This window comes from Orlajensenia flava (assembly GCF_004801905.1).
GTDB classification, from domain to species: Bacteria; Actinomycetota; Actinomycetes; order Actinomycetales; family Microbacteriaceae; genus Orlajensenia; species Orlajensenia flava.
In genome coordinates this window covers 81,113-107,318 of sequence record NZ_SSSN01000007.1, presented here as the reverse complement: position 1 = coordinate 107,318, position 26,206 = coordinate 81,113, and the positions used below count along the sequence as shown (strand labels likewise).

26 protein-coding genes and 1 pseudogene are annotated in these 26,206 nt (G+C 68.9%); 19 read left to right on the top strand and 8 right to left on the bottom strand.

Annotation, left to right across the window (positions count from 1 at the left end; all coding sequences use genetic code 11):
- Positions 1-147: 147 nt before the first annotated feature.
- Together E6C70_RS10665 and menC are read left to right on the top strand one after the other, a co-directional pair.
- A complete protein-coding gene (locus E6C70_RS10665; protein ID WP_136424535.1) occupies positions 148-843 on the top strand; it encodes a GNAT family N-acetyltransferase in 696 nt (231 codons plus the stop codon).
- Positions 840-2,015 carry an o-succinylbenzoate synthase gene (gene menC / locus E6C70_RS10660; protein ID WP_136424534.1) on the top strand — a complete coding sequence of 392 codons (1,176 nt, stop codon included), beginning with the start codon at positions 840-842 and terminating at the stop codon, positions 2,013-2,015. Before E6C70_RS10665 ends, menC begins: the two co-directional genes overlap by 4 nt.
- Here the strand turns inward: menC and E6C70_RS10655 are convergent.
- Positions 1,948-3,379, bottom strand: a pseudogene (locus E6C70_RS10655) (dihydrolipoyl dehydrogenase family protein). The gene menC and the pseudogene E6C70_RS10655 sit on opposite strands and share 68 nt — an antisense overlap.
- 152 nt (positions 3,380-3,531) lie before the next feature.
- Here E6C70_RS10655 and E6C70_RS10650 point away from each other — a divergent pair.
- Entirely contained in the window at positions 3,532-4,161 is a 630-nt protein-coding gene (locus tag E6C70_RS10650; RefSeq protein ID WP_136424533.1) for a class I SAM-dependent methyltransferase, read from the top strand.
- 49 nt (positions 4,162-4,210) lie between these two features.
- On the opposite strand, the gene E6C70_RS10645 is transcribed toward E6C70_RS10650, so the two are convergent.
- Entirely contained in the window at positions 4,211-4,792 is a 582-nt protein-coding gene (locus tag E6C70_RS10645; RefSeq protein ID WP_235833392.1) for a hypothetical protein, read from the bottom strand.
- Positions 4,793-5,118: 326 nt separating this feature from the next.
- On the opposite strand from E6C70_RS10645, the gene E6C70_RS16685 reads away from it, so the two are divergent.
- The 6 genes from E6C70_RS16685 (at position 5,119) to E6C70_RS10620 (ending at position 10,634) form a co-directional block, all read left to right on the top strand.
- On the top strand, positions 5,119-5,271 hold the full coding sequence (locus tag E6C70_RS16685) for a hypothetical protein (protein ID WP_168770922.1): 153 nt from the start codon (positions 5,119-5,121) through the stop codon (positions 5,269-5,271).
- Between the two features lie 278 nt (positions 5,272-5,549).
- Entirely contained in the window at positions 5,550-7,436 is a 1,887-nt protein-coding gene (gene dnaK / locus E6C70_RS10640; protein ID WP_136424532.1) for a molecular chaperone DnaK, read from the top strand.
- 6 nt (positions 7,437-7,442) lie between these two features.
- On the top strand, positions 7,443-8,057 hold the full coding sequence (locus E6C70_RS10635; protein WP_136424531.1) for a nucleotide exchange factor GrpE: 615 nt from the start codon (positions 7,443-7,445) through the stop codon (positions 8,055-8,057).
- Between the two features lie 12 nt (positions 8,058-8,069).
- Entirely contained in the window at positions 8,070-9,065 is a 996-nt protein-coding gene (locus E6C70_RS10630; protein WP_136424530.1) for a DnaJ C-terminal domain-containing protein, read from the top strand.
- Positions 9,066-9,070: 5 nt separating this feature from the next.
- On the top strand, positions 9,071-9,493 hold the full coding sequence (locus E6C70_RS10625) for a heat shock protein transcriptional repressor HspR (protein WP_136424529.1): 423 nt from the start codon (positions 9,071-9,073) through the stop codon (positions 9,491-9,493).
- Between the two features lie 22 nt (positions 9,494-9,515).
- Positions 9,516-10,634 (top strand): class I SAM-dependent methyltransferase, encoded by a 1,119-nt coding sequence (locus E6C70_RS10620; protein WP_136424528.1) that lies wholly within the window; start codon positions 9,516-9,518, stop codon positions 10,632-10,634.
- Between the two features lie 103 nt (positions 10,635-10,737).
- Here the strand turns inward: E6C70_RS10620 and E6C70_RS10615 are convergent, their stop codons facing one another.
- The gene (locus E6C70_RS10615; protein WP_235833414.1) at positions 10,738-12,036 is read right to left on the bottom strand and encodes a glycosyltransferase 87 family protein; all 1,299 of its coding nucleotides are present in this window, start codon (positions 12,034-12,036) and stop codon (positions 10,738-10,740) included.
- 85 nt (positions 12,037-12,121) lie between these two features.
- Here E6C70_RS10615 and clpS point away from each other — a divergent pair, with 85 nt between their 5' ends.
- Together clpS and E6C70_RS10605 are read left to right on the top strand one after the other, a co-directional pair.
- Positions 12,122-12,430 carry an ATP-dependent Clp protease adapter ClpS gene (gene clpS, locus E6C70_RS10610; protein WP_407921032.1) on the top strand — a complete coding sequence of 103 codons (309 nt, stop codon included), beginning with the start codon at positions 12,122-12,124 and terminating at the stop codon, positions 12,428-12,430.
- Entirely contained in the window at positions 12,427-12,927 is a 501-nt protein-coding gene (locus E6C70_RS10605; protein WP_136424526.1) for a DUF2017 family protein, read from the top strand. Before clpS ends, E6C70_RS10605 begins: the two co-directional genes overlap by 4 nt.
- On the opposite strand, the gene E6C70_RS10600 is transcribed toward E6C70_RS10605, so the two are convergent.
- Positions 12,911-13,348 (bottom strand): nitroreductase family deazaflavin-dependent oxidoreductase, encoded by a 438-nt coding sequence (locus E6C70_RS10600; protein WP_136424525.1) that lies wholly within the window; start codon positions 13,346-13,348, stop codon positions 12,911-12,913. The two genes, E6C70_RS10605 and E6C70_RS10600, sit on opposite strands and share 17 nt — an antisense overlap.
- A gap of 162 nt (positions 13,349-13,510) precedes the next feature.
- Between E6C70_RS10600 and E6C70_RS10595 the strand changes: the two genes are divergently transcribed.
- From E6C70_RS10595 to E6C70_RS10585, 3 genes are all read left to right on the top strand, one after another.
- A complete protein-coding gene (locus E6C70_RS10595; protein WP_136424524.1) occupies positions 13,511-14,626 on the top strand; it encodes an epoxide hydrolase family protein in 1,116 nt (371 codons plus the stop codon).
- A 138-nt stretch (positions 14,627-14,764) separates the two neighbouring features.
- Positions 14,765-15,577, top strand: coding sequence for a DUF427 domain-containing protein (locus tag E6C70_RS10590; protein WP_136424523.1), 813 nt, complete (start codon positions 14,765-14,767; stop codon positions 15,575-15,577).
- A 79-nt stretch (positions 15,578-15,656) separates the two neighbouring features.
- Positions 15,657-17,816, top strand: coding sequence for an ATP-dependent Clp protease ATP-binding subunit (locus E6C70_RS10585; protein WP_168770921.1), 2,160 nt, complete (start codon positions 15,657-15,659; stop codon positions 17,814-17,816).
- 14 nt (positions 17,817-17,830) lie between these two features.
- Here the strand turns inward: E6C70_RS10585 and E6C70_RS10580 are convergent, their stop codons facing one another.
- Positions 17,831-19,096, bottom strand: coding sequence for an MFS transporter (locus E6C70_RS10580; RefSeq protein WP_235833391.1), 1,266 nt, complete (start codon positions 19,094-19,096; stop codon positions 17,831-17,833).
- 70 nt (positions 19,097-19,166) lie between these two features.
- Between E6C70_RS10580 and E6C70_RS10575 the strand changes: the two genes are divergently transcribed.
- The 4 genes from E6C70_RS10575 (at position 19,167) to E6C70_RS10560 (ending at position 23,424) form a co-directional block, all read left to right on the top strand.
- A complete protein-coding gene (locus tag E6C70_RS10575) occupies positions 19,167-19,703 on the top strand; it encodes a hypothetical protein (protein WP_136424521.1) in 537 nt (178 codons plus the stop codon).
- 129 nt (positions 19,704-19,832) lie between these two features.
- Positions 19,833-21,581 (top strand): S8 family serine peptidase, encoded by a 1,749-nt coding sequence (locus E6C70_RS10570; RefSeq protein WP_207670105.1) that lies wholly within the window; start codon positions 19,833-19,835, stop codon positions 21,579-21,581.
- Between the two features lie 335 nt (positions 21,582-21,916).
- Positions 21,917-22,966, top strand: coding sequence for a zinc-dependent alcohol dehydrogenase family protein (locus E6C70_RS10565; RefSeq protein ID WP_136424520.1), 1,050 nt, complete (start codon positions 21,917-21,919; stop codon positions 22,964-22,966).
- Positions 22,963-23,424 (top strand): heme-degrading domain-containing protein, encoded by a 462-nt coding sequence (locus E6C70_RS10560; RefSeq protein ID WP_136424519.1) that lies wholly within the window; start codon positions 22,963-22,965, stop codon positions 23,422-23,424. The genes E6C70_RS10565 and E6C70_RS10560 overlap by 4 nt, the downstream gene beginning before the upstream one ends.
- Before the next feature lie 87 nt (positions 23,425-23,511).
- On the opposite strand, the gene E6C70_RS10555 is transcribed toward E6C70_RS10560, so the two are convergent.
- From E6C70_RS10555 to E6C70_RS10545, 3 genes are all read right to left on the bottom strand, one after another.
- Positions 23,512-24,114, bottom strand: coding sequence for a nitroreductase family protein (locus E6C70_RS10555; protein WP_136424518.1), 603 nt, complete (start codon positions 24,112-24,114; stop codon positions 23,512-23,514).
- A 100-nt stretch (positions 24,115-24,214) separates the two neighbouring features.
- On the bottom strand, positions 24,215-24,520 hold the full coding sequence (locus E6C70_RS10550; RefSeq protein ID WP_136424517.1) for a hypothetical protein: 306 nt from the start codon (positions 24,518-24,520) through the stop codon (positions 24,215-24,217).
- Positions 24,521-24,568: 48 nt separating this feature from the next.
- Positions 24,569-25,645 carry a threonine aldolase family protein gene (locus E6C70_RS10545; protein WP_136424516.1) on the bottom strand — a complete coding sequence of 359 codons (1,077 nt, stop codon included), beginning with the start codon at positions 25,643-25,645 and terminating at the stop codon, positions 24,569-24,571.
- Between the two features lie 34 nt (positions 25,646-25,679).
- Between E6C70_RS10545 and E6C70_RS10540 the strand changes: the two genes are divergently transcribed.
- Positions 25,680-26,204, top strand: a complete 525-nt coding sequence (locus E6C70_RS10540; RefSeq protein ID WP_136424515.1) for a GNAT family N-acetyltransferase — start codon at positions 25,680-25,682, stop codon at positions 26,202-26,204.
- Positions 26,205-26,206: the final 2 nt, after the last annotated feature.

Below are 26,206 nucleotides of genomic sequence, written 5' to 3'. Positions count from 1 at the left end.
TGGCTCGCGGCACCGCTCATCGTGTCGCTAAACGATAGTGCCCCGACGGGAACCCCCGAAGCATTGGCTCCCCAGCTTACTGACGTGTAAGTGCCCGCCCAGTATGCGCCGACCGGGGGTGTCGGCATCCGTGCCAGACTCTGGCGCATGGGCGTTGCGATCCGCGAGTTGCACACGGCGGCCGAGATGGCCGACGCGAGCCGGGTGATGGCGGCGGTGTGGCGCACGGATGTCGCGCCAATGGAACCGGGGCTGCTCGTCGCCCTCGCCCACACCGACAACTACGTGGCCGGCGCCTTCGACGGCGACCGGATGATCGGCATCTGCGTCGGCTTCTTCCACGCCCCGGACGAGAGTGCCCTGCACTCCCACATCGCCGGTGTGCTTCCCGGTTCTGCGGGATCGGGAGTGGGGCGGGCGCTCAAGGAACACCAGCGCGAGTGGACGCTCGGCCGAGGAGTGACGCGCATGACGTGGACCTTCGATCCGCTGATCGCCCGCAACGCGCACTTCAACATCCGCCGCCTCGGGGTGCGGGTGATCGAGTACCTGCCCGACCTGTACGGACCCATGACCGACGGACTCAATCGCGGCGAGCCGAGCGACCGGCTGTTCGTGGAGTGGGACCTGTCCCGTCCTGCCGACCTGCCGCCGGCGCCGGCCCGGGAGCCGCGGATGATTCCGGTGCCGGCCGACGTGGAAACGCTCCGCGTCGACGATCCGTCGGCTGCGCGATCCGCCCGGCTGGCGCTCCGCGATCAGCTTGGTCCGCTCCTCTCGACCGGCTGGACGGTGGTCGACTTCGCCGACGGCGCCTACGTGCTGGATCGGGAGCGCTCATGAGGGTCCGCGCCGTCGAGCTCCTCACCCTGCGGATGCCGCTGGTGACGCCGTTCACGACCTCCTTCAGCACCCAGACCGAGCGCTTCCCGCTGCTCGTGCGCGTTCTCGCCGAGACCGACGGGCGCGAGGTCGACGGATGGGGCGAGTGCGTGGCGCTCACCGATCTCGTCTACTCCTCGGAATACCTCGACAGCGCACGGGAGGTGCTCCGGCGCTACCTCGTTCCCGCCGTGTTCGCGGCGCAGGCTCGCGAGGCGGTGACGGCCGACGGGTTCGCCGAGTCGGTGCGGCACATCCTCGGGCATCGGATGGCGAAGGCCGCCCTCGAGATGGCACTGCTGGATGCGGAACTGCGCCTCGCCGGCGTCTCGTTCGGTGAGCGGCTGGGCGCGACGACCGCGAGCGTCCCCTCCGGGGTCTCGGTCGGCATCCACGACTCGATCGACGCCCTGCTCGGAAGCGTCGGCGACTACCTCGATCAGGGCTACGTACGCATCAAGCTCAAGATCCGGCCGGGGTGGGATGTCGAACCCGTCCGCGCAGTGCGCGACCGGTTCGGCGACATCCCGTTGCAGGTCGACGCGAACACGGCGTACACGCTCGCGGACGCCGAGCACCTGCGCCTGCTCGACGCCTACGACCTGCTGCTGATCGAGCAACCGCTGGGCGAGGACGACATCCGCGAGCATGCCCTGCTGGCGCGGCGGATGCGCACGCCGATGTGCCTGGACGAGTCCATCGTGTCGACGGATGCCGCCCGTGACGCCATCGAGCGCGGTGCGGCGGCGATCATCAACATCAAGGCGGGTCGGGTGGGCGGCTACTTGGCGGCGGTGCGCATCCATGATCTCGCTCGCGAGGCGGGCGTCCCGGTCTGGTGCGGCGGCATGCTCGAGACCGGGCTCGGTCGGGCCGCGAACACCGCCCTCGCTGGACTGCCGGGCTTCACGCTGCCCGGCGACATCTCGGCGTCAGCCCGCTTCTTCGCGCAGGACATCACTGAGCCGTTCGTGCTTCAGGACGGCCGCATCCGCATTCCGGCCGGTCCCGGACTCGGCGTCGAGCCACTGCCCGACGCACTCGAGGAGTTCTCGCAGCACGCGCTCACGCTCGAGGCGGAGCATCCGCCCCGCCCCCGAGCCGCTCGCGAGCGCGATGCCGGGCCCTCGTGACCCGCCGCAGCAGTTGCACGGCCGCCCCGCACGCACCCCCGGAGAACTCTCGCTGAAGCTGACGGATCGAAGTGTTGTAGACGCCGTCGCTGTAACCCGGATAGGCGTGCATGATGCCGCCGAGCGTCGATGCGCTCACACCGGTAGTGATCGCCACGGTCAGCTCGGCGATGGTCTCGCCCGCTCGGGGACTGACGACGGATGCCCCGCGCACCCGGCCGCGGCCGTCGAGGACCAGTTCGCTGAACCCGCTGGTGCGCCCCTCCGCCACCGCTCGGTCCAGATGCTCGTGGTCGATCGCGAGCACCGTGCATCCCTCGGCCTCGGGGTCGTCAGGGCTCACGCCGACGCTCGCGATCTCCGGCTGCGTGTACAGCACGCGAGGAATGCTCGCTCCGTCGCCGCTTCGGCGCAGCCCCAGCACGGCGTTGGTGCCGGCGAGGCTGCCGAACACGCCGGCCACGTGGGTGAAGTGCGGCAGCGGCGTGACATCGCCGGCCGCCCAGATGGCCGGGTTGGAGGTGCGTAGCGACGAATCCACCAACACCCGGCTGCGCTCATCCGTTGTCACACCTGCTTCGGCCAGCCCGAGACCCGCGGTCGCCGGCCGCTTGCCGACGGCGACGAGCACGCGATCGACCGCGAGCGATGTTGCGTCACTCAGTCGAGCCTCGGTCGCGGACACGAATCGCTCGACTGAGGTATTCAACCGAACATCGACGTCATCGGCCTCCAAGGTCGCGCGCAGCAACGCACTGGCACGCCGACTCTCTCGCGGCGCGAGGCGGCTGCCTCGGTGCACGAGGGTGACCTTCGAGCCGAGTCGCGCCATCGCCTGGCCGAGCTCGCACCCCACCGCGCCGCCGCCGATGACCAGCAAGCGGTCGGGCAGGGCGCGCGGCGACCAGAAGGTTTCCGAGGTCAGCGCCTCGACATTCTCGATGCCGGAATGTCGGGATGACGGCGGTGCCGCCGGTGGCGATGACGGCACTGCGGAATCTCACCCGATGCCCGGCGACGACCAGTTCCCGCGACCCGACGAATCGGGCACTGCCATCGAGGGTGCGCACGCCCTCCGCGTGGGCGGCGGCGGGATCGTCCGCCGGCTGGATCTCCTCGATCGCCTCGAGCAGGTGCTGTAGAACCTGGGGGAAGTCCACCGTGACGCTCGCGGTCACCCCGAGCCCGGTCGACGAGCGGGCGTCATGCGCCGCGTGCGCCGCGGCGAGCAGGGCCTTGGACGGCACGCATCCGGTCCACAGGCACTCGCCGCCGTAGCGCCCGCGCTCGATCATGAGCACCCGGGCGCCGAATCCGCCGGCCGCTCGCGAGGCGACCAGGCCCGCCGTGCCGCCGCCGATCACCACGAGATCCCAGGGAGGAGCGGATGCGGCTTGCTCAGCGCTCAGCGCCGACGGCTCGGGGCCGCGTAGCGCATCATGCGATCGTCTCACTCGGCTATTCTTCCCATGCAACGAGAGTAGGCGCTGCCTAGGCGGGGAGGGCGGGAGAACACGTGTCGTCGAGACGGTACGCCGCCATCGCACGGGCTTACGACGTGCTCTCGGGTGAATGGCCCGTCTATGGTGCGGGGCGCCGTGCCGGCCTCGCACTGCTGGGCCTTCGACCGGGTGACACCGTTCTCGACCTCGGCTGCGGGACCGGGCTGAACTTCGCCGGACTGCTGGACGCCGTCGGCCCGAGCGGCCGGGTCATCGGGGTCGATCGGAGCCCCCAGATGCTCGCCGCCGCCCGCCGCCGCGTGAGTTCAGCGCGCGAGTCCCGGGTGCGATTGGTGAAGGCGGATGCGGAGACCATGCATTACGCCGACGTCCTGGCCGATGCGGGCGGAGGAGCCTTCGACGCCGTGGTGGCGACCTACGCGCTCAGCGTCATCGACGACTGGCCCGCCGCCTGGCGCGCTGCACGTGCCGCTCTCCGCCCCGGTGGGCGAGCGCTCATTGTCGACATGCGGCGGCCCACCGGCGCAGCTCGCGTGCTCACCCCTCTGGCGCTTCTCGCGTGCGCGCTCGGGGGATCCGACATCGACGCCTCCCCATGGTCGGTGCTGGACGGTGCACCCGATCGAGCGGAAGTCAGCGTGCGAGGCGGCCACATCGTCGCTGTAGCGGCGACTCTGCCCTGATAGCAGAACTGATCGGCCGCTTCTGCACCGCCATCAGAGCCGAGAGCGATCAGTTCGCCGGAGCGTGCACGCAACCCGGCGGGTCGGAGTTGCCCGAGATCTCGAAGTCCTCGCAGGTCAGGAACGACGCCTGATAGACGCCGAGCAGGTAGCAGCCGATCGTGATGACGGCGACGGCGATGAGGAGTATCGCCCGCCTCGAGCGGGTCACTCCGGCACCGAAGTCCGGCCAGAGGATGCGCACGAGCACCCAGATGGTGAACGGGATGCCGATGATCGCACTGGCAATGCCGACGGCGTCGACCAGGATGACGAGCACGTCGTCGGTAGCCTCGTTCAGAGCGAACCCGAGGACGAGCCAGATCGAGGGAACCGCCAGCGCGAGCGCCGTGCGGATGCGGTGCCGGAACCCGCGCGGTTGGACGAGCACGATGACCAGTGCCGCCGTCGCGATCACCCACACCGTGAGCAACTGGTCGAAGAACAGCGTGCCCCAGGCCCCCAGGGTGAATGCCGGCCACCAGAGGGCGGCGCTGGCGCCGATGACGACGATTCCCGACAGTGGCGCGGGGGCCCGCCGCGGGGAGCGCCCCGCGGGAGATGCAGCCGGAGAATCCGACGCGCCCCCCATCGGCGCGGCGGCGGGAGATTCCGAAATGTCGGGGGGCTGCTCGTGGGAGGCCCCCGTTGTCTCGCTCAGTTGCCGGGACGGATGAGCGCGACCAGTGCGGCGACCAAGCCCACGCCGCCGACCAGTCCGATCAGACCCAGGATCGACCAGAGGATCGTCTCCATCGCTTCCACCTTCTCTCACGCTCGAGTCACATCCGCGCCCGTCCATTCTGCCCTGCGGGCGCGACACCCGCCATCCGTCAAGCCCGTGCATCCAACGCTCCGCTTTGGATAGCGTCGTAGGCGCGACCGCCGCGACGGCGCGGCCCGACGAGAGGAATGATGATGAGCGAGAGCACGCCGGGGGGATACACTCCGACACCACAGGGCGGAGAGCCCGATCTCGACAGCCCCGAAGAGGCGGATGAGGGGAACGCGACCGAGCAGGTCTTCGGCGAGGGTGCTGACGACGCCACCTCGGACGGTCAGCAGAGCTAACAGCTCACCGCCTCCGCTGAAGGCCGCCGGGCGCTATCGCGCCGCCCGGCGGCCTTTTCCGTGCGTCTGGCGCGCGCTCGAGCGCGCTCTGACCGATCGTCGGAGGCGACTTGAGTCGCCCTCACTCAACTCGCATTGACGTCCTCGGCTGTCGATGACATACTTGAGTGCAGAAGACTCAAGTCTCTGAACAGACTCCCCACCGAACCCGTATCCGGTCTGCGTGGGCGGAGAAGCCACCAGCGGCGCCGCAGCGAGCGGCACAGAAGGAGAAACCCATGTCACGTGCAGTAGGTATCGACCTCGGAACCACCAACTCCGTCGTCAGCGTCCTCGAGGGCGGAGAGCCCAAGGTCATCGCCAACGCCGAGGGCTTTCGCACTACCCCGTCGGTGGTCGCGTACACGAAGGACGGCGAGGTGCTGGTCGGCGAGACCGCCAAGCGCCAGGCCGTGACCAACGTCGACCGGACCATCTCCTCCGTCAAGCGCCACATGGGCACCGACTGGAAGACCGACATCGACGGCAAGAAGTACACGCCGCAGGAGATCTCGGCGCGCATCCTGAGCAAGCTCAAGCGCGACGCCGAGCAGTACCTCGGCGACACGGTGACGGATGCCGTCATCACCGTCCCGGCGTACTTCAACGACGCCGAGCGTCAGGCCACCAAGGAGGCCGGCGAGATCGCGGGCCTCAACGTGCTGCGCATCATCAACGAGCCGACTGCCGCCGCTCTGGCGTACGGCCTCGACCGCGGCAAGGAGGACGAGCTCATCCTCGTCTTCGACCTCGGTGGCGGAACCTTCGACGTCTCCCTCCTCGAGGTGGGAAAGGACGACGACTTCTCGACCATCCAGGTGCGTTCCACGGCGGGCGACAACCGCCTCGGTGGAGACGACTGGGACCAGCGCGTCGTGGACTGGCTGATCAAGCAGTTCAAGGAGACCACCGGCGTCGACGTCTCGAACGATAAGATCGCGAAGCAGCGCCTCAAGGAGGCGGCCGAGCAGGCGAAGAAGGAGCTCTCGAGCTCCATGTCCACGAGCATCCAGCTGCCCTACCTCTCGCTCACCGAGAACGGGCCGGCCAACCTCGACGAAACCCTCACGCGCGCCCAGTTCGAGAACATGACGAGCGACCTGCTCGACCGCACCAAGAAGCCGTTCCAGGACGTCATCAAGGAAGCCGGCATCAACGTCTCCGACATCGCGCACGTCGTGCTCGTCGGTGGATCGACGCGCATGCCCGCCGTCTCGGAGCTCGTGAAGCAGGAGACCGGTCAGGAGCCCAACAAGGGCGTGAACCCCGATGAGGTCGTCGCCGTCGGCGCCGCGCTGCAGGCCGGCGTGCTGAAGGGCGAGCGCAAGGACGTGCTGCTCATCGACGTCACCCCCCTCAGCCTCGGCATCGAGACCAAGGGCGGCATCATGACCAAGCTCATCGAGCGCAATACGGCCATCCCGACCAAGCGCAGCGAGACCTTCACCACGGCGGACGACAACCAGCCGTCCGTCGCCATTCAGGTCTTCCAGGGCGAGCGCGAGTTCACCCGCGACAACAAGCCGCTCGGCACCTTCGAGCTCACCGGCATCGCGCCGGCCCCCCGCGGCATCCCGCAGGTCGAGGTGACCTTCGACATCGACGCCAACGGCATCGTGCACGTGTCTGCGAAGGACAAGGGCACCGGCAAGGAGCAGTCGATGACCATCACGGGCGGCTCGAGCCTCCCCAAGGAGGACATCGAGCGCATGGTTCGCGAGGCCGAGGAGAACGCGGCCGACGACAAGAAGCGCCGCGAGTCCGCCGAGACCCGCAACTCCGCCGAGCAGCTGGTCTACTCGATCGAGAAGCTCATCCGCGAGAACGACGACAAGCTGCCCGCCGAGGTCAAGACCGAGGTGCAGGGCGACGTCGACGGACTGAAGAGCGCACTCGCCGGTGACGACGACGATGCTGTGAAGTCCGCGTTCGACAAGCTCAACGCGTCGCAGGGCAAGCTGGGCGAGGCCATCTATGCTCAGAGCCAGGCTGCGGATGCCGCAGCAGCCGGTGGCGCACAGGACGCTCCGGCCGGCGAGGAGCCCGCATCCTCCGATGAGGACGTGGTAGACGCCGAGGTCGTGGACGACGAGGACCCGCAGGCGGGCTCAGGACAGGCGAGGTAGCGACGCATGGCAAACCAGGACCAGAACCCCGAAGATCCGGAGTCGGTCCCGACCGAGGGGGCGCCCGAGAACGGCGCCCCCGAGGCCGCTGCCACCGACTCGCCCGTTGACGGCGCAGAGGCCGACGGCTTCGAGGGGCCGGATGTCGAGACCAGCCTCTCCGATGCCGACCTCAGCTTCCTGTCCGGCCAGTCCAGCGCCGAGGATCTCGCCGCGCAGCACCTGGGCGACCTCAAGCGCGTGACGGCCGAGTACGCCAACTACCGCAAGCGCACCGAGGCCAACACGGTCGTGGAGCGCGAGCGGGCCATGGGCGAGGCGGTCAAGGTGCTGCTTCCGGTGCTCGACGACCTCGATCGGGCCGAGAAGCACGGCGACCTGGAGGGCGACTCGCCCTTCACCACCATCGCATCCAAGCTTCGCGCATCCGTCGAGCGTCTCGGACTCACGCCGTTCGGCAAGCCCGGCGACCTGTTCGACCCGAGCGTGCACGAGGCGATCTTCCAGCAGCCGAGCCCCGACGTGGAGACCGACACCGTCGGCGACGTCGTGGAGACCGGCTACTACCTGGGGTCCCACATGCTGCGCGCGGCCAAGGTCGTCGTTCAGACGCCGGCCTGATAGGAGCCCTGATTGGCAAGCCAGGATTGGTTCGACAAGGACTTCTACAAGGTGCTCGGCGTCTCGAAGGACGTCTCGCAGGCTGACCTGAAGAAGACGTACCGCAAGCTCGCGCGCCAGTACCACCCCGACTCGAACCCCGGGGACGCGGCCGCGGAGGCCAAGTTCAAGGAGATCAGCGAGGCCAACTCGGTGCTCTCCGACCCCGAGCAGCGCAAGGAGTACGACGCCGTCCGCGCGATGGGCGGCGGTGCGCGCTTCACGGCGGGCGGCGGCGGCCAGGCCGGCGGCTTCGAGGATGTCTTCGGCGGCATGTTCGGTCAGGGTGGGCGCGGTCCGCAGCCGCAGTACACGACCTACCAGCAGGGCGGCGAGTACGACGACCTGCTCGGCGGGCTGTTCGGCGGCGGGCGGTTCGGCCAGTCGACCGGCGGATACCGGGGTTTCGGCGGGCCGACGCCCGGCCGTGACGTCACCGCGTCGACCACTCTCGACTTCGTCACCGCCGTGCGCGGCGAGACCATCACCCTCGCGACCAGCGAGGGGCGGGAGATCAAGGTCAAGATCCCGGCAGGCGTGACGGATGGCCAGAAGATCCGCCTGCGCGGCAAGGGACAGCCCTCGCCCGATGGCGGGGCGGCTGGGGACCTCATCCTCACCGTCGCCGTGCGCAAGCACCCCGTCTTCGAGCGCGACGGCCTCAACCTGCGCGTCAACGTACCGGTCACCTTCGTCGAGGCGGCGCTCGGCGCGACCATCGAGGTCCCCACCCTCGGCGGCGACACCGTGAAGCTCCGGGTTCAGCCCGGCACGCCCAGCGGTCGCGTCCTGCGCGTCAAGGGCCGCGGCGTCGAGACCACGAAGGGAACGGGCGACCTGCTGGCCGTCGTGCAGGTGGCCGTGCCGTCGCACCTGACGAAGGACGCGGAGGCCGCCGTCGAGGCGCTCAAGGCCGCGCTTCCGGACGAGAACCCCCGCGCCGACCTGCTCTCCCGAGCGCGAGGCTGACCGTGATGGACGAGCACAGCCCGCTGTTCGTCATCTCGGTCGCCGCCGAGCTCGCGGGAATGCATCCGCAGACGCTGCGGCAGTACGACCGGCTGGGTCTCGTCTCCCCGTCCCGCACGGCGGGCAAGTCCCGGCGTTACTCCATGCGCGACGTCGTCCAACTGCGCGAGATCGCCCGGCTCGGCGGCGAGGGCGTGAGCCTGGAGGGCATCCGCCGCATCCTCGATCTCGAGAACCAGGTGAGCGACCTCTCCCGTCGCGTGCGGGAGCTCGAGGGTGCGCTCGCCGACGAGCTCGTCAACCGTCCCGGCCGCCGGGTGTTCGCGGCCGGCAGTGCGGGCGAGATCATCTCGGTCAAGGCCGGCACCCGGGTGCGTCGCGCGAACCAGCTGGTGGTCTGGCGGCCGCTCGAGCGCGATCCGTCGTAGCGTTCACACCTACGATCGAGGCATGGGTCTCGACTTCGCTGCGCTGCGGCGCTGGCCCGACGTCGAGGCCGAGAATCTGTTCGCGACGGATGCCGCCGACCGGCTGATCCTCGACGAGGCGAACGAGGCGATCCGGTCGGCTCCGCCTGGCACGGTCGTCGTGATCGGCGACCACTACGGCGCGCTGACCCTCGGCGCGGCGGATCTCGGGGCCCGCGGCATCCGGACGCACCAGGACGCGCTGTCGGGCGAGTTGGCGCTCGCGGCGAACGCCGAGCGGGTAGGACTCGTCGGCCGCTTCGCGTCCCGCGGCCTCGACGCGGAGCTGCTGTCCGGCGCACGCGTGGTGCTGCTGGCGTTGCCGCGCGGACTGGACGCCCTCGACGAGATCGCCGAGGCGATAGCGCTCCACGCCGACGCTGGTGCGGTCGTCGTTGCAGGCGGGCGGGTGAAGCACATGACGACGGCCATGAACGACGTGCTGCTGCGACACTTCGGGCAGCTGGACGTGACGCGGGCTCGGTCGAAGGCACGCGGACTCATCGCGAGCGGGCCCCGTCCCCCTGGCCGGAGCGTGTGGCCGAAGCGTCGCCACGATGACGCGCTCGACCTCGACGTGGTCGCGCACGCAGCCGCGTTCGGCGGGGCCGCCGTCGACGGTGGTACACGGCTGCTGCTCGACCAGCTCGACGCCGCTCTGCCCGAGGCAACCGAGGCGATCGACCTCGGCTGCGGCACCGGCGTGATCGCGGTCGAACTCGCGCGTCGCCGGCCCGGACTGACCGTGATCGCGAGCGATCAATCGGCGGCCGCGGTCGCGTCGGCGTCGGCGACCGCCGAGGTCAACGGCGTAACCGACCGTGTGAGGGTCATCCGCGACGACGCGCTGTCCTCGCAGCCCGACGGCAGTTCATCCCTCATCGTCCTGAACCCGCCGTTCCACATCGGCTCCACCGTGCACACCGGCATCGCCCTGAAGCTGTTCACGGATGGCGCCCGTGTTCTGGCGCCCGGCGGCGAGCTCTGGGCGGTGTGGAACTCGCATCTCGGCTATCGCCCGGCGCTGCAGCGTATCGTCGGCCCGACCCGCCAGATCACCCGCGACCGCACCTACACGGTCACGGCATCCGTCCGCCGCTGACGGCCCACCGCTGGTTGAGTAGCGAGCGACTGGGGAGCACGCGTATCGAAACCCACTCGTACGTGCGAGGGTCTCGATACGCGGAGCCGCTGGCGCGTCTGCGCTACTCGACCGGCAGGGGGATCGAACGCGTCGTCGGACGCGCCGCCAGAGCGGGCGCGGTGACGGCCACGCGCACGATCTCCCACACGGCCCACCCGAGCAGCACGACCAGCAGGAGGTTGCGGATGCCCAGCACGGTCGCCGCGGCGGGATCGCCCGCGATGAGGGGCATGTAGAACAAGGGGAAGACGACCGTCGTCGCCACGGCGATGATGGCCATGAGCGTGGCCGGAAGGCGCCACGTCCGCCATCCGTTCGCCAGTCCTCCGACGACGATCGGTGCCAGCCACAGCATGTACTGCGGTGAGCCCACCTTGTTGAACACCACGAAAGCGGTGGTGAGCGCGAGCGCGCCGACGAGCAGCAAGTGGGCGGAGCGGGTCGGTGCCTGCGCGTGCGCCCAGATCAGGAGGCCGGCGATCACGACGACCGCGATGACCATCAGCACGCTGGCGTTCTCGATCATCCAGGTGTCGCCCGGGCCGGCGACCTCGCGCGTCTCGAGTGCCCAGTTCTGGTAGATCTCGGCGCCGGGGACGTGCTGGATCGCCATCCACAGCCAGGGCGTGCTGAGAGGCGACTCGAGCTGCAGGCCGCGGGAGTCCTGCTCGGTCAGGAAGCTCAGCACGTGGGATCCCGAGCCCGCGAGCAGCGCCGCTCCGACGATGCCGACGCTCACGACCGCGGCCGTGATGGCGATCACCCGTCGTCGGGTCGACACGATGACGGCCGAGAGGATGACGGCGGCGGGCCAGACCTTGATCCAGGCGGCGAACGTGAGCAGCACGCTCGCAAGCGCCGGTCGCGCTGAGATGAGCACGAGCGCCACGATGACGAGTGGACTGGTGAACGCCTCGAGTCGCAACAGCGCGACCGGGCTCAGGATGAGCAGGATCGCCATCCACCACCAGGCCGCCGGGTAGGCGGAACGGCGGCGACCGCCATCCGTCAGGATCCAGAGGGAGACCCCGTTGGCGGCCGTCAGCAGCAGGAACCAGACGAACTGGTAGGGGGCTGCACCGAGGATGGCGGGCAGCACGACGGGCACGAGGGCGCCGATCGGATACACCCACGGCCGGTCGATGCCCGCCCAGCTGTTGCCCTGCAAGGCTTCGAGCGCCCAGTGGCGATAGAGCGGCAGGTCGCCGAGGGCCGCTCCGGCTACCATGACCGGTGCCAGCGCGATGAGGAAGACCGCGTGCAGGGCGATGAAGGTCGTTATGAGTGCGCGGCGCGAACCCAGCACCCCGCGAAGGGTGGTCCGACGGCTTCCCCGGGCCGCGAGTGCGCTGCTGTTCATCCCCACACGACGACCGTAGCCACTTCATCTGCACAGCGGGTGAACGCGGCGTGCATGAGTCGGCGGTTCGTGCGACGCTGGACGGGTGTCATCCACCCTCGAGAGCGCAGACACCCGCACTGACGGGTCGTTGGATACGCGCGGTCTGGAGCAGTTCTCGACGCCGTGGCTGACGGTCGTGTGGAACGACCCCGTCAACCTGATGAACTACGTCTCGTTCGTGTTCCGCAGCTACTTCGGGCTTCCTCGTGAAGAGGCCGACCGGCTCATGCTGCTCGTGCACAACGAGGGCAGGGCGGTCGTCGCGAGCGGCAACCGGGAGGCGATGGAACGGCACGTCAGCGCCATGCACGGCTACGGGCTGCGAGCATCGATCACCCGGGCGGACGCATGACCGCCGTCGAGGTGACGGATGCGGGGCGCGTGCAACTCACGCTCGAACCCGACGAGGCGCGCATGCTCGCCGATCTCGCCGAGCAGATCGAGCAGCTGGTCACCGAGGCCGTCGACGACCCGGCCTTCGATCGCCTCTTCCCACCCGCCTACCGTGATGACGCGGCTGCCTCAGCGGAGTTCGATCGGTTCGAGCGAGCCGGCCTGGCGGAGGGAAAGGCGGGGGCCGCGAGGACCGTGATGTCCGGCGCATCCGGAGGCGATCTCGCGGAGGGCGAGCCGGTGCGCATCGAGCTCGATGACCACGAAATCTGGGCCTGGATGACCCATCTGACCGACGTGCGCCTCGTACTCGCCGAGCGGCTGGGCATCGACGCCGACGACGGAGGCTTCGAGCTCGACGACGAGATGGCGACGCTCGTTCCGCTCTACGACTGGCTCGGCTGGCTGCAGGCGGCCCTCGTCGACGCTCTCGAGTCGACTACGGAAGGCGCGTGAGCACGAACACCGGAATCGTCCGGCTCGTCTTGGTCTGGTAGCTGGCGTAGTCGGGCCACGCCTGCACCGACCGCTCCCACCACGTCTCGCGCTCGTCGCCGACGACCTCACGGGCCACATAGTCGTGCTTGCGGTCGCCGTCCTGAAGTTCGACGTGCGGGTCGGCCACGAGGTTGTGGTACCAGACGGGGTTCTTCTCGGCGCCGCCGAGGGAGGCGACGACGGCGTACTCGCCGTCGTGCTCGACGCGCATGAGCGGCGTCTTCCGCACGTTGCCCGACCGGGCACCGCGGGAGGTGAGGACGATGATCGGCTTGCCGCGCATCGTGTTTCCCTCGGCACCGTCGGACGCCTCGAAACGCTCCACCTGCGCGTTGGCGTGCTGGACCGGACCCTTCACGTACTCGCCTTCGATCGGCATGGCGCTTCCTCCTGTGCTCCTGTACGAACTCTCAGAGATTCACAAGAACGCCGAGTCCTGGTTCATTCCCTCCGCTGGGCAGTACATGTCGTGTCGGGCCCGATTCGAGCGCATCTACCGCCCAACGGACAGGGAGAACAGGGGAACGGATACGGTGGGGCGATGGATGCTCAGTCGTTCCGCATCGAGGTGTCCGACGAGGTACTGACCGACCTCATCGCGAGGTTGCGACGCACGCGCTACTCGCGTCCCGAGGGGGACGGGCAGTGGGTGGGTGGCGTCGGCGCACCGCTGCTGCGGCGCTGGGTCGAGCGCTGGGCGAACGAGTTCGACTGGCGCCAGCGTGAGCGAGCCCTCAACGAGGTGGAGCAGTACTCGGTCGACGTCGGCGGGCGTCGCCTGCACCTGGCTCGCATCCGCCCCGCCGACGCGGAACGCCCGGCCACCCCCCTTCTTCTCCTGCACGGATGGCCCAGCGCATTTGCCGAGTACATCCCCCTCGGCCGGCTGCTCGCCACTGGCGTGGACGGCGGCCCGCAGTTCGACGTGATCATCCCGTCGCTGCCCGGTTTCGTGTTCTCGGAGCTGCCTGAGCCACCCGTCACCAGGCGCGCGATGGCGGCCGACATCCACCGGGCCGTGACCGAGGGCCTCGGTGTCGGGCGATACGGGGCGTACGGGGGAGACATCGGCGGGGGTGTCGCCGTGTGGCTCGCCCACGATCATCCCGAGGCGGTGATCGGACTGCAGATGTTCCATCCGCCCTTCCCCGCGGATCTTGCCGACCTGTCCGCCGAGGAGCAGGCCTTCGTCGAGGGCGAGGACGCCTACGACGAGACGGATGGCGGGTACAGCGCCATCATGTCCACGCGGCCCGACACGATCGCCGCCGCGTTGGCCGATTCCCCCGCCGGCCTGCTGGCGTGGATCATCGACAAGTGGCACGACTGGGTCGACGGGGATCTCGAGCAGCTGATCGATCCCGACGACCTTCTGACCATCGCCACGCTCTACTGGGTGACCGGGACGATCGGCTCGTCGTTTCGCCAGTACTACGACTGGAGCGCCAGCCCGCCCCGCCCGCGGGTGCCCGTGCCACTGTCAGTCCGGCTCAGCAACGAGCCGGGACTGCGCGGGTTCCCGCAGTCGTTGACCGAACGGACGGTCGACGACTTGCGCGAGTTCATACGCGTGCCGGTCGGAGGGCATTTTCCCGGCCTCGAGCAGCTGGACGCGACCGCTGCCGGCATCCGCGCATTCTTCGGCGGCCTCGAATGACAGTGAACGACGGCGCGTCAGCCCGGACCGGCGAGTCGGGCGTGCCCCTCCCGCGGTTGGCTCCCTTCGACTGACGGGCATCCGTTGCGTCCGCTGCCGGTGCGGGGTTACCCTCGGCGGACAGCGGGAGGACGAACGATGGCCGTCGACATGGGCTCACTCTTCATGCGGAGTCTCGGGGAGCTGCGCGTCCAGCCGACGCGCAAACGCGTGCGCGCGAAGATCGATGGCGAGACCATCGTCGACAGCTCCCGCGCCGTCCTGGTCTGGGAGCCGAAACGGGTGGTGCCGGCTTATGCCGTGCCCGTCGAGGACGTGGTCGGCGGCACCAGGCCGACCTCCGACCCTTCCGAGTGGGACGGCCGCGACTACTCCCGCATCCCGGTGTGGGACCCGCGGGTGCCATTCGCGGTTCGCACGACGGCGGGAAGGCCAGTCGCCGTTGGCCCGGACGAGCGGCCGGTCGCCGGCTTCATCGCCGAGGACGCCGACCTCGGCGGCTACGTCGTCCTCGATTTCGACGGGTTCGACACCTGGCTGGAGGAGGACGAGGAGATCATCAGTCACCCGCACGATCCGTTCTCGCGCATCGACATCCGCGATTCCTCGGCGCGCTACCAACTGGCACTCGACGGCGAACCGGTCGTCGATACCACCCGGGCGCGCATTCTGTTCGAGACCGGCCTGCCTCCGCGCCACTACGTTCCGCGTGGGGACGTGCTGGTCGACCTGGCGCCCTCGTCGGCGACCTCGACCTGCGCATACAAAGGTGTCGCGACCTATCACTCGCCGATCATCGACGGCCACCCCGTGGAGGGGCTCGTCTGGTCGTACGAGAGCCCCCTGTCCGACGGCGAGGGCGTGCGCGGCCGACTGTGCTTCTTCGACGAGCGGATGGACGTGACGATCGACGGCGTCGCCCTTCCCCGTCCGAAGACGTACTGGTCGTAGATGCGCTCTGGCGGAATAGACCCCGCGGCGCTAAGTTGAGTTAAGTACACTCAACTTTGTACGAAGGGATCGATCGACCGTGGCGAACATGCAGGGCGCGCCGAGCTCGCAAGAGGAGCAGAAGTCGGCGCTGGAGCAATACGGCATCAACCTGACCGAGATCGCACAGGCCGGCAAGCTCGATCCCGTCATCGGTCGCGATGCCGAGATCCGTCGCGTCAGCCAGGTGCTCACGCGCAGGACCAAGAACAACCCGGTGCTCATCGGCGAGCCCGGCGTCGGCAAGACAGCGGTCGTGGAGGGGCTCGCGCAGCGCATCGTCGCCGGAGACGTCGCCGAGTCGCTCAAGGGCAAGCAGCTCATCTCACTCGACATCTCCGCGCTCGTGGCCGGCGCGATGTACCGCGGTCAGTTCGAGGAGCGGCTGAAGGCGGTGCTCAAGGAGATCAACGATGCCGAGGGCGAGATCATCACCTTCGTCGACGAGTTGCACCTGCTCATGGGCGCCGGCGGGGGAGAGGGATCCGTCGCCGCGTCGAACATGCTGAAGCCCATGCTCGCGCGAGGCGAGCTGCGACTGATCGGCGCGACGACACTCAACGAATACCGGGAGTACATCGAGAAGGATGCCGCGCTCGAGCGCCGCTTCCAGCAGGTCTACGTCGGCGAGCCGAGCGTCGAGGACACGGTCGCCATCCTCCGCGGGCTCAAGGGCCGGTACGAGGCTCATCACGGTGTGACGATCTCGGATGCCGCGCTGGTCGCATCCGCCTCGCTGTCCAACCGCTACATCTCGTCCCGGCAGCTGCCCGACAAGGCGATCGATCTCGTGGACGAGGCGATGAGTCGTCTCAAGATGGAGATCGACTCGTCCCCCATGGAGATCGACCAGCTCAAGCGCCAGGTCGACCGCATGAAGATCGAGGAGCTCGCGCTCAAGAAGGAGAAGGACGACGCGTCCAAGGAGCGTCTCGCCAAACTGCGGACCGAGCTCGCCGACCACGAGCGAGAACTCGCCGATCTCGAGGCGCGCTGGGCTCGCGAGCGGATGGGGCTCAACCGCGTCGGCGAGCTCAAGAAGAAGCTCGACGAAGCGGTGACCGAGCGCGACCGAGCGATGCGCGAGGCCGACTACGCCAGAGCGTCCAAGCTCGAATACGAGACCATCAAGCAGCTCTCCGCGCAGCTGGCCGAGGCCGAGCAAGCCGAGGCGGCTCCGGATGAGCCCCGCATGGTCAATGAGCAGGTCACCGAGGAGGACATCGCGGCCGTCATCGCGGCATGGACCGGCATTCCGGTCGGCCGTCTGCTGCAGGGGGAGACCGAGAAGCTTCTGCACCTCGAGAGCGAGCTCGGCCGGCGCCTGATCGGCCAGAAGGCGGCGGTCGCCGCGGTGTCGGATGCGGTGCGGCGAGCCCGCGCGGGCATCTCCGACGCCAACCGGCCCACGGGTTCCTTCCTCTTCCTCGGCCCGACGGGCGTCGGCAAGACGGAGCTGGCCAAGGCGCTCGCCGAGTTCCTGTTCGACGACGAGCACGCCATGGTGCGCATCGACATGAGCGAGTACGGCGAGAAGTTCGCCGTCTCGCGGCTGGTCGGTGCCCCTCCCGGCTACATCGGCTACGAGCAGGGCGGCCAGCTCACCGAGGCCGTCCGACGTCGGCCGTACTCCGTCATCCTGTTCGACGAGGTGGAGAAGGCCCACCCCGAGGTGTTCGACATCCTGTTGCAGGTGCTCGACGACGGACGGCTGACGGATGGCCAGGGCCGCACCGTCGACTTCCGCAACACCATCCTCATCCTCACGTCCAACCTCGGATCGCAGGTGCTCATCGATCCGACGCTGTCGTGGGAGGAGAAGGAGCAGACGGTTCAAGCCCTCGTTCGGCAGGCGTTCAAGCCCGAGTTCGTCAACCGGCTCGACGACATCGTGGTGTTCTCGGCGCTCTCGATGGAGGAGCTCGCCGAGATCGTGAACCTCTACATCGACCGGCTCGGCGCCCGGCTGCACGAGCGCCGCCTGTCGCTGGGCGTGACTCCCGATGCGCGAGCGTGGCTCGCCGAGCGCGGCTACGACCCGATCTACGGCGCTCGACCGTTGCGGCGTCTGATGCAGACGGAGATCGACGACCGGCTGGCGCGGGCGCTGTTGAGCGGGGACATCCGGGATGGAGACCGCGTGATGGTCGACTTCGCGCCCGACGGCGACGGGCTGACGGTCGACCGCGCGGAGGACTGAGAGGCGGCTGCGCGTCAGTCGATCGCGGGCTCCTCGGCCGTGACGCCGTTCACGTTCGCCGGGATGCGCCGCTCGAGCACCGACGCCAGCACGCAGATGCCTGCGCATCCGGCGACCATGATGGCGATGTAGAGGCCGTCGAGCCCGGCGTCGAGCAGCAGCCCGGCCGCGAACGGTCCGGTGATGGCACCGGCTTGGAAGGCGCCCGAGTTGACGGCGTTGTAGCGGCCCCGGTTTCGGTCGGTGGCGAGGTCGTTGTAGACGGCCGGGACGGCGGGTTGCAGCAGCGTCTCTCCGAAGGCGAACACGCCCATGAAGGCCAGCACGCCGATCGCCGCCGCGAGCGAATCAGGTAGCAGGCCGGTCGCGCCGAGCACGAGCCACGAAGCGGCCCAGACGACGGCCATCACCTGCATGGCACGTGTGCGCCGACGCCCGGTCAGGCGTTTGAGCACGGCGAACTGGAAGAGGACGATGACGGCGGTGTTGACGGCGAACGAGAAGCCGATGACCCGCGTCGACACCTCCGACACCTGCCGCGCGAAGGCGGGGAACCCGGCCTCCATCTGGCCGTAGCCGATGAAGACCGCCAGGAACGTGAGCAGGGTGAGCCAGAGAACGGCGGGTTGCCGGAGGATCGCTCGGTATCCGCCACCGCTCCCTTCGCCCGAGACATCCGCCTCCCCCTGCGTGCGCACGTGGCGGAGTGGGCCCAGCAGCAGGGCGACGGGAATGAGACCGCTTGCGGCGTCGATGAGGAAGATCGCCGTGAAGGTCTCGGGACGCTGCACGTCGACGAAGAAGCCGCCGATGATGCCGCCCACCCCGATGCCGAGGTTGACGAGCGCGAAGTTGACGCCGAAGTATTGCTGCCGCACGTCGCCGTGCGCCACGGTGGCGATGAGGGCGTTGATGCCGGGCCAGGAGACGCCGAAATTGACGCCCATGAGCACGAGGGCGATCGCCGCGATGCCGGGTTCGGTCGCGAAGGCGAGAATGGCGCACCCGGCGATCATCGATGCGAGACCGACGAGCAGCACCGGGCGAGCACCGAAGCGATCGATGAGCGTGCCGCCGGGAGCGGTGACGAGGAGACCGGTGAGGGCGATGATGCTCATCAGGGCGCCTGAGAGGCCGAGGTCGAAGTGGCGGACCTCGTGCAGGTAGATGATGGTGAATGGGAGCGTCAGCCCGCGTCCGAGCGTCTGGATCGCGACAGTGGACAGCAGCCAACGCCCCTCCCTCGGGAGGGCGTGCCAGAACTGCGCCATGCTGCTCATGCGACCCAGTCTCGCGGAGACCGCCGACATCGCACCACTGGTGGCACACCCTCTGCGGTACCGTCGCGTCATGGAACCGAGCAGCACTCCGCGGTCTGAGAGACCCCGCTCCCGCGCCCGGCGGGAGACCGACGCCGACTATCTGAAGGAACGCGTCTACGCGACCTTCACGGGGCTCGCCATCGCGCTCGTGCTCGAGGGTAACGTGATTCATCACGACGCGCGCGACGCGCTCTTCACTCTCGTCATCGGCGTGGTCGGCATCACCGCGGCCGGCTATGTCAGCGACTTCATCGCGCATCTGGCGACCGCCCGGGCGTTCCCCTCCCGGGAAAAGAACGGCGAATTCCTCCGGGTAGCGGCCGGGGCTCTCGGCACCGTCGTGGCGCCGGCGATCCTGCTCGCGCTCGCGTGGGCGGGTGTCCTGACACTGGCGGGTGCCCTGCGAGCCGGCATCATCATCTACCTGGTCACGTTGGCCGCCATCGGCTACCTCGCGGTGCGCCGTGCGAAGCTCGCTTGGTGGCAGCAGGCCGTCGCCATGGCACTCCTCGTCGTTCTCGGCGCCGCGGTCATCGGCCTGCAGACGCTCGCGCATTCGGCCTGAGGCCGGCCTAACGCGCGATTCGTGCGCATTGGCGTGATCTGTGCGCAGGATATGCGAGGACACCCCTTCCGCTATGGGGATCACATGTGTCAGCATGGCGCCACTACCCCCCCGAAGAAGGGACGGCCCATGAAGCCGATGCGAACCATTGCCGCCACATCCGCCTTCGTGCTCCTGGTCACCGCGTTCGCCGCGGGATCGGCGAGCGCCTCGACATCCGCCGATTCGGGGGAGCGCGAGTTCGTCGTGCTGTTCGCCGAAGGCACGTCGTCCGCCGCCGCGAAGGCGGCGGTCACCGCGGCGGGAGGCACCCTCGTCGAGGAGAACACCGACGTCGGCGTCGCCACGGTGAAGACGACGGATGCCGCATTCGTGCAGAAGGCCGCCGCTCAATCGGTGATCCAGGGCTCGGCCGAGAACCGGGTCGTCGGTGCTGTGCCCGACGATTCCGTGGGGAGGGATGCGGCTCGCGTGGACGCAGCGGAGGCCGAGACCCGCACCGCTGTGGTCGCGAGCTCCGCGGCGGCATCGGCGAAGGCCGGCGCATCCGGCAAGCTCGTCGAGCCCTTGGCCGACCTGCAGTGGGACATGAAGCAGATCGGCGCGACGGCTGACGGCTCGTACAAATACGAGACCGGGTCGCACAAGGTGAAGGTGGGCATCATCGACACCGGCGTCGACGGGACGCACCCCGACATCGCACCGAACTTCGACACCAAGCTCAGCCGTAACTTCACCGTCGACGTGCCCTACGACGCCGACGGCGGGCTCATCGACGGCCCGTGCGAGGAGGAGCCCGACCAGTCCTGCAACGACCCGGCGAATGTCGACGAGGACGGCCACGGAACCCACGTCGCCTCGACGATCGGCGCGCCCATCAACGGCATCGGCATTGCGGGAGTCGCGCCGAACGTCGACATCGTCAACCTCCGTGCGGGTCAGGACTCGGGTTACTTCTTCCTGCAGCCCTCGCTCGACGCCCTCACCTACGCGGGCCGCAACGGCATCGACGTCGTGAACATGAGCTACTACGTCGACCCGTGGCTGTTCAACTGCACGAACAACCCGGCGGACAGCCCGGCCGACCAGCAGGAGCAGAAGACCATCATCACGGCGATGCAGCGGGCGCTCGACTTCGCCCGCAACCACGGCGTGACGCTCATCTCCGCGGCCGGCAACGGTGCGACCGACTACACCAAGCCGCTCGTGGACGCCTCCAGCCCCGACTTCGCCAGCGTGCCCGGCGAGGTGGCCTACACCCGCGACCTGCTCGACCCGGCGTCGTGCACCTCGATGCCGTCGGAGGGCAAGGGAGTCATCGCGGTCTCGAGCACGGGAATCTCCAAGCGCAAGGCGTACTACTCCGACTACGGCAACGGATACGTCGACGTGGCCGCTCCCGGCGGTGACGTCTACGACACCCCGGACAACACGCGCGATCTCAGCAAGGCCGTCCTCGCCGCCTACCCGAAGTCGCTCGCCGTGGCCAACGGTGAGATCGACGAGAACGGCGATCCGACGGTGCCCTACGTGGTGAAGAGCTGCGACGCGGCCGGCACGACCTGTGCGTACTACCAGTACCTGCAGGGCACGTCGATGGCGTCACCGCATGCGGTCGGTGTGGCTGCGCTCATCGTCAGCCGCTTCGGCCTGCCCGACCTCCGCGGAGGCAAGTGGCTTCCGCCGATCGTCACCGAGCAGATCCTCCAGCGCTCGGCCGTCGACACTGCCTGCCCGGTTCCCGCCACGTACCACTACACCCGCATCACTCCGGCCGGGGCGACGGTGACGGCTGACGCCACCTGCGAGGGCACGCCGTCGAAGAACGGGTTCTACGGCAACGGCATCATCAACGCGCTGAGGGCCATCGGTCGCTGACCGCACTGAACGAAGAGCGGATGTCGCGAGCGCGGCATCCGCTCTTCGTGTCACGGCGGCTTCGTGTCACGGTGCCTTCGTGTCACGGCGCCTTCGTGTCGGCGGCTTCACCTCGTGGCCGGTGCCGCGTCCAGCCCGCACTCGCTGGCAACTCGCGCGCTGGTCAGGCGATCGCGCGCTGGTCAGGCGGCTTTCGCGGCATCCGTCCTGAGCGGGCGCCCATTGCCTGAATACCGGCCGACCGTTGCTTGAGTCGACGGCGACGGGCCCGGCGCCCGTTGCCTGAATACCGGGCGACGACGGGGCCGTGTCGGAGCCTGGCTTAGGCTCGAGGGATGCTGGCTACCCTGATCTACGGCGAACGCGACATCCGAGTCGAAGAGGTTCCCGACCCCCGATTGTCCACCGGAGCCGACGCCGTCGTGCGCGTCGTGGCCGCCTGCGTGTGCGGATCCGACCTCTGGCCCTACCGCGGTGTCGTCCCGACCGAGGAGCCGCACCGCATCGGGCACGAGTTCGTCGGCATCGTCGAGAGCGTGGGCGACGATGTCGAGCGCATCCACCCCGGCGACTTCGTCATCGCGCCCTTCTACGTGTGCGACGGCACCTGCGTCAACTGCCGCAACGGCGTCTCAACCTCGTGTCTGCAGGGCACGTTCTGGGGAGTCGATGACAAGGTCGGCGGGTTCGCCGACGGCGGGCAGGGTGAGTTCATCCGGGTTCCCCTCGCCGACGGCACGCTCTTCGCCCTCGACGGGCAGCCGGATGCCGAGCTCATCCCGAGCCTGCTGGCCCTCTCCGACGTGATGGGTACGGGCCACCACGCGGCGGTGTCGGCCGGAGTCGGCCCGGGCAGCACCGTCGCGGTCGTCGGTGATGGTGCGGTGGGTCTCTGCGCCATCATCGCCGCCAAGCGACTCGGTGCGACCACGATCATCGCCATGTCGCGGCACGCCGATCGGCAGGCGCTGGCCCGTGAGTTCGGCGCGACGGAGATCGTCGAGGAGCGTGGCGACGAGGGCGTGGCGCGCATCAAGGAGCTCACCGGTGGCATCGGCGCCGACCAGGTGCTCGAGTGCGTCGGCACCAAGGAATCGATGGATCAGGCGCTGCGGTCGACCCGACCCGGCGGCATGGTCGGCTATGTCGGGGTTCCGAACGGAGGGCCGAAGCTGCCCATCCGCCCGATGTTCGGCCGCAACGTCGGTGTCAACGGCGGCGTCGCCCCGGTCCGCGGCTACATGGCCGAACTGCTGCCCGATGTGCTCTCGGGTGCCATCAACCCGGGCCTCGTGTTCGACCTCGAGCTTCCCCTCTCCGAAGCGGCAGAGGCTTACGCGGCGATGGATGAGCGGCGCGCCACCAAGGTTCTGCTGCGGCCATGAGCGAGTTCTACGAGCAACTGCTGGCCGAGGAGCGCGACGTGCTGTTCGCCGACTTCACCCTCGACGACGCGTGGCGGCTCGGATCGCGGATGCGCGACGCAGCCTCAGCAGCGGCCATGCCCGTGGCGATCGGCATCGTCCTCGGGCAGCAGCGCGTCTTCCACACCGCACTGCCGGGCTCGAGCGCCGACAACGACGGGTGGCTGGAGCGGAAGACGCGGGTGGCACTCCGCTTCGGCCGGGCGTCGATGACGGTGGGCGAGTCGTTCCGAGTGGACGGCAAGAGCTTCGAGGAGTCGTCCCGGCTCGATCCGGCGCTCTACGCGGCCCATGGCGGCGTCGTGCCCATCCGTCTGGCCGGCGGCGCGGTCATCGGGGCGGTCGGAGTGTCGGGTCTGCCGCAGCGCGAGGACCACGCGTTCGTCGTCTCCCAGCTGCGGGAGTACCTGGCGCGCTGACGCCGCGGGTCGACCGGCGGGTTTCGATACGCCTGCTCGCTGCGCTGGCGGGCTACTCAACCAGCAGCGCTCTGGCGGACGCGCTCGTCAGACAGCGGCGGGGGCGTTGAGCACGAGCTCCTCGAGAGGCAGGCGGGTGCGGGGCGCCGACTCGCGCTCGCGGAGGGCATCCGGCAGCGCCTCGGGGTCCCCCAGCACGCCGATCGCGGTAATCGACACGGGCTCGAAGCGCTCGCCGAGCGAGAACCCCTCGCGTAGCGCATCCGCCTCGAATCCGCCCATCTGGTGGGTGTGGAGTCCCTCGTGCTGGGCCTGGACGGTGAGGTGCGCGACGGCCTGACCGAGGTCGTACCGTGCCCACGGGCGCGGCTTGCCCTCGGTGTCGACGATCTCGGCGATGTTGACGATGAGGAGCGCAGCCGAGTCGGCCCAGGCGCGGTTGAACCCCATGAGGCTGTCGTGGACAGCGGTGAACTCGGGTGTTCCACGGCGGGCGACGATGAACCGCCACGGCTGCACGTTGGCTGCCGAGGGAGCCCAGCGGGCAGCCTCGAGGATCGTGCGGATCACCGAGGCGTCGACCTCCGCGGAGGGGTCGTATGCGCGAGGGCTCCAACGCTCGACGAGCGCGGGAAGGAGGGCGGCTTCGGTGTCGGCGTGACGTGAGGTGGAATCAGGGAGGAGTGACATGGTGCAGCGGCTTTCAGAGGGAGCGAAGGTGGCCGGAGCCGCGCTGATCCTCGCTGTACAACATCAGGCCAGCCGACTTATTCCATGAATCCGCATATTGTCAGCGAGCGTCGTCGGAGCCGTCCAGATACACCATCGTCGGTTCGCGCTCGGCGTCCATCGCGGCGAACCGTGCGGCCTGTGCGCGAGAGGCTCGACTGCGACGCCACAACTCCCCGGCCGCGAGGAGCCCGAAGCCACCCTGAAGCACAGCCAGCACGAGATAGCTGACGCCGATCCACCACCGAGAATCGCCTCCCGGCCAATGTGTGACGAAAAGGATGAGCCACAGACTCGTGATCAGGCCCTGCACGACGACGGTCTGCTGCAGCACCGCATCCGACGAGTCCCTCAGCTTCGCTGCCATTCCTCCACGCTATCGAGAGGGGCGAGGGGGTCAACCCCTCGGACGATGTCAGGCAGCCGCGGTCTCGCGCGCGATCGCCGCGACGAACGCGTCGATGTCCTCGGGGGTGGTGTCGAAACCGCACATCCAGCGCACCTCGTTGCGAGCGGCATCCCAGTCGTAGAAGCGGAAGTCGGCACGCAGCCGGTCGGCCACGCCGTCGGGCAGAATCGCGAAGATGCCGTTGGCCTGCGTCTGCTGCGAGAACGAGACGCCGTTCATCGATCCGTCCTCGATGCCCAGCTCGATGCCGGCCCGCAGTCGCGCGGCCATCGCATTGGCGTTGAACGCGTTGCGCAGCCACAGGTCGCCCTCGAGCAGCGCGATCAGCTGCGCGGAGATGAAGCGCATCTTCGATGCGAGCTGCATGTTCATCTTGCGGAGGAACGGCAGGCCATCGGATGCGGAGGGCTCGAGCACCACGATCGCCTCGCCGAACATCATGCCGTTCTTCGTGCCGCCGAAGGTCACGACGTCGACGCCCGCGTCGCGCGTGAAGGCTCGGAACGGAAGTGCCAGGGCCGCCGCCGCGTTCGACAGGCGTGCACCATCCATGTGCAGCTTCATGCCGTGGTCGTGCGCGAAGTCGGCGATGGCCGCCACCTCGTCTGCCGTGTACAGCGTTCCGAGTTCCGTCGACTGGGTGATGGACACCGCCAGCGGCTGCGCGCGGTGCTCGTCGCCCCATCCCCAGGCCTGCCGCGCGATCAATTCGGGCGTCAACTTGCCGTCGGGGGTGTCCACCGTCAGGAGCTTGAGGCCGCCGACGCGCTCGGGGGCGCCGTTCTCGTCCGTGTGGATGTGCGCGGTCGACGAGCACACCACGGCGCCCCAGCGCGGCAGCATCGACTGGAGCGCGGTGACGTTCGCCCCGGTGCCGTTGAACACCGGGAACGCTTGCGTGCCGCGCCCGAAGTGGTGGGCGAACACCTCCTGCAGCTTCTCGGTGTAGACGTCCTCACCGTAGGAGACCTGATGGCCGCCGTTCGCGGCCGCGATCGCCTCGAGGATCTCCGGATGAACGCCGGAGTAGTTGTCGGATGCGAAGCCGCGGATGTCGGGGTCGTGGAGAGTCACGCCGTCCATCCTCCCATCCGGCGGGGGCGGCTAGGGTCGGAGGATGCTTCGCCTGATCGCGCCCGACATCCGTTTCCACACGTCGTTCGTCGAGGCGCTCGGGGAATTCGGAGAGAGCTCGCGGGACGGATCGGGGGACTACGCATTCGACTTCACCGGGCTCGACGACCCGGATCGCTTCGGAGCCCTCGTGGATGCGCTGCGCGCGGATGCGCTCCCGGAGACTCCGCGGGACGAGGCTTTCGTGCCCTGCACCTACCTCTGGATGACGGAGGACGACCGGTTCGTCGGCTTCCTGGCGATCCGTCACGAGCTGACCGACCTCCTGCTGAACCAAGGCGGTCACATCGGATACTCGGTGCGCCCGGGCGACCGCCGTCGGGGGCGCGCGACATCCGCCCTCCACCAGTCCCTGCCCGCCGCCGCAGGACTCGGCATCGACCGCGTGCTCGTGACCTGCGACGAGGACAACGCGGGTTCGCGTGCGGTCATCGAGGGCAACGGCGGCCTCTACGAGGACAGCCGCTTCGGCAAGCGCCGCTACTGGATCGACGCCGCCTCGGCGTGACT

Excerpts from the sequence above, each read along its gene's own strand:
- E6C70_RS10665 (WP_136424535.1), top strand. The coding sequence starts at position 148 with ATGGGCGTTGCGATCCGCGAGTTGCACACGGCGGCCGAGATGGCCGAC.
- menC (WP_136424534.1), top strand. The coding sequence starts at position 840 with ATGAGGGTCCGCGCCGTCGAGCTCCTCACCCTGCGGATGCCGCTGGTG.
- E6C70_RS10645 (WP_235833392.1), bottom strand. The coding sequence starts at position 4,792 with ATGGGGGGCGCGTCGGATTCTCCGGCTGCATCTCCCGCGGGGCGCTCC.
- E6C70_RS16685 (WP_168770922.1), top strand. The coding sequence starts at position 5,119 with ATGAGCGAGAGCACGCCGGGGGGATACACTCCGACACCACAGGGCGGA.
- dnaK (WP_136424532.1), top strand. The coding sequence starts at position 5,550 with ATGTCACGTGCAGTAGGTATCGACCTCGGAACCACCAACTCCGTCGTC.
- E6C70_RS10635 (WP_136424531.1), top strand. The coding sequence starts at position 7,443 with ATGGCAAACCAGGACCAGAACCCCGAAGATCCGGAGTCGGTCCCGACC.
- E6C70_RS10625 (WP_136424529.1), top strand. The coding sequence starts at position 9,071 with ATGGACGAGCACAGCCCGCTGTTCGTCATCTCGGTCGCCGCCGAGCTC.
- E6C70_RS10620 (WP_136424528.1), top strand. The coding sequence starts at position 9,516 with ATGGGTCTCGACTTCGCTGCGCTGCGGCGCTGGCCCGACGTCGAGGCC.
- E6C70_RS10615 (WP_235833414.1), bottom strand. The coding sequence starts at position 12,036 with ATGAACAGCAGCGCACTCGCGGCCCGGGGAAGCCGTCGGACCACCCTT.
- E6C70_RS10605 (WP_136424526.1), top strand. The coding sequence starts at position 12,427 with ATGACCGCCGTCGAGGTGACGGATGCGGGGCGCGTGCAACTCACGCTC.
- E6C70_RS10600 (WP_136424525.1), bottom strand. The coding sequence starts at position 13,348 with ATGCCGATCGAAGGCGAGTACGTGAAGGGTCCGGTCCAGCACGCCAAC.
- E6C70_RS10595 (WP_136424524.1), top strand. The coding sequence starts at position 13,511 with ATGGATGCTCAGTCGTTCCGCATCGAGGTGTCCGACGAGGTACTGACC.
- E6C70_RS10590 (WP_136424523.1), top strand. The coding sequence starts at position 14,765 with ATGGCCGTCGACATGGGCTCACTCTTCATGCGGAGTCTCGGGGAGCTG.
- E6C70_RS10580 (WP_235833391.1), bottom strand. The coding sequence starts at position 19,096 with ATGAGCAGCATGGCGCAGTTCTGGCACGCCCTCCCGAGGGAGGGGCGT.
- E6C70_RS10575 (WP_136424521.1), top strand. The coding sequence starts at position 19,167 with ATGGAACCGAGCAGCACTCCGCGGTCTGAGAGACCCCGCTCCCGCGCC.
- E6C70_RS10570 (WP_207670105.1), top strand. The coding sequence starts at position 19,833 with ATGAAGCCGATGCGAACCATTGCCGCCACATCCGCCTTCGTGCTCCTG.
- E6C70_RS10565 (WP_136424520.1), top strand. The coding sequence starts at position 21,917 with ATGCTGGCTACCCTGATCTACGGCGAACGCGACATCCGAGTCGAAGAG.
- E6C70_RS10560 (WP_136424519.1), top strand. The coding sequence starts at position 22,963 with ATGAGCGAGTTCTACGAGCAACTGCTGGCCGAGGAGCGCGACGTGCTG.
- E6C70_RS10555 (WP_136424518.1), bottom strand. The coding sequence starts at position 24,114 with ATGTCACTCCTCCCTGATTCCACCTCACGTCACGCCGACACCGAAGCC.
- E6C70_RS10550 (WP_136424517.1), bottom strand. The coding sequence starts at position 24,520 with ATGGCAGCGAAGCTGAGGGACTCGTCGGATGCGGTGCTGCAGCAGACC.
- E6C70_RS10545 (WP_136424516.1), bottom strand. The coding sequence starts at position 25,645 with ATGGACGGCGTGACTCTCCACGACCCCGACATCCGCGGCTTCGCATCC.
- E6C70_RS10540 (WP_136424515.1), top strand. The coding sequence starts at position 25,680 with ATGCTTCGCCTGATCGCGCCCGACATCCGTTTCCACACGTCGTTCGTC.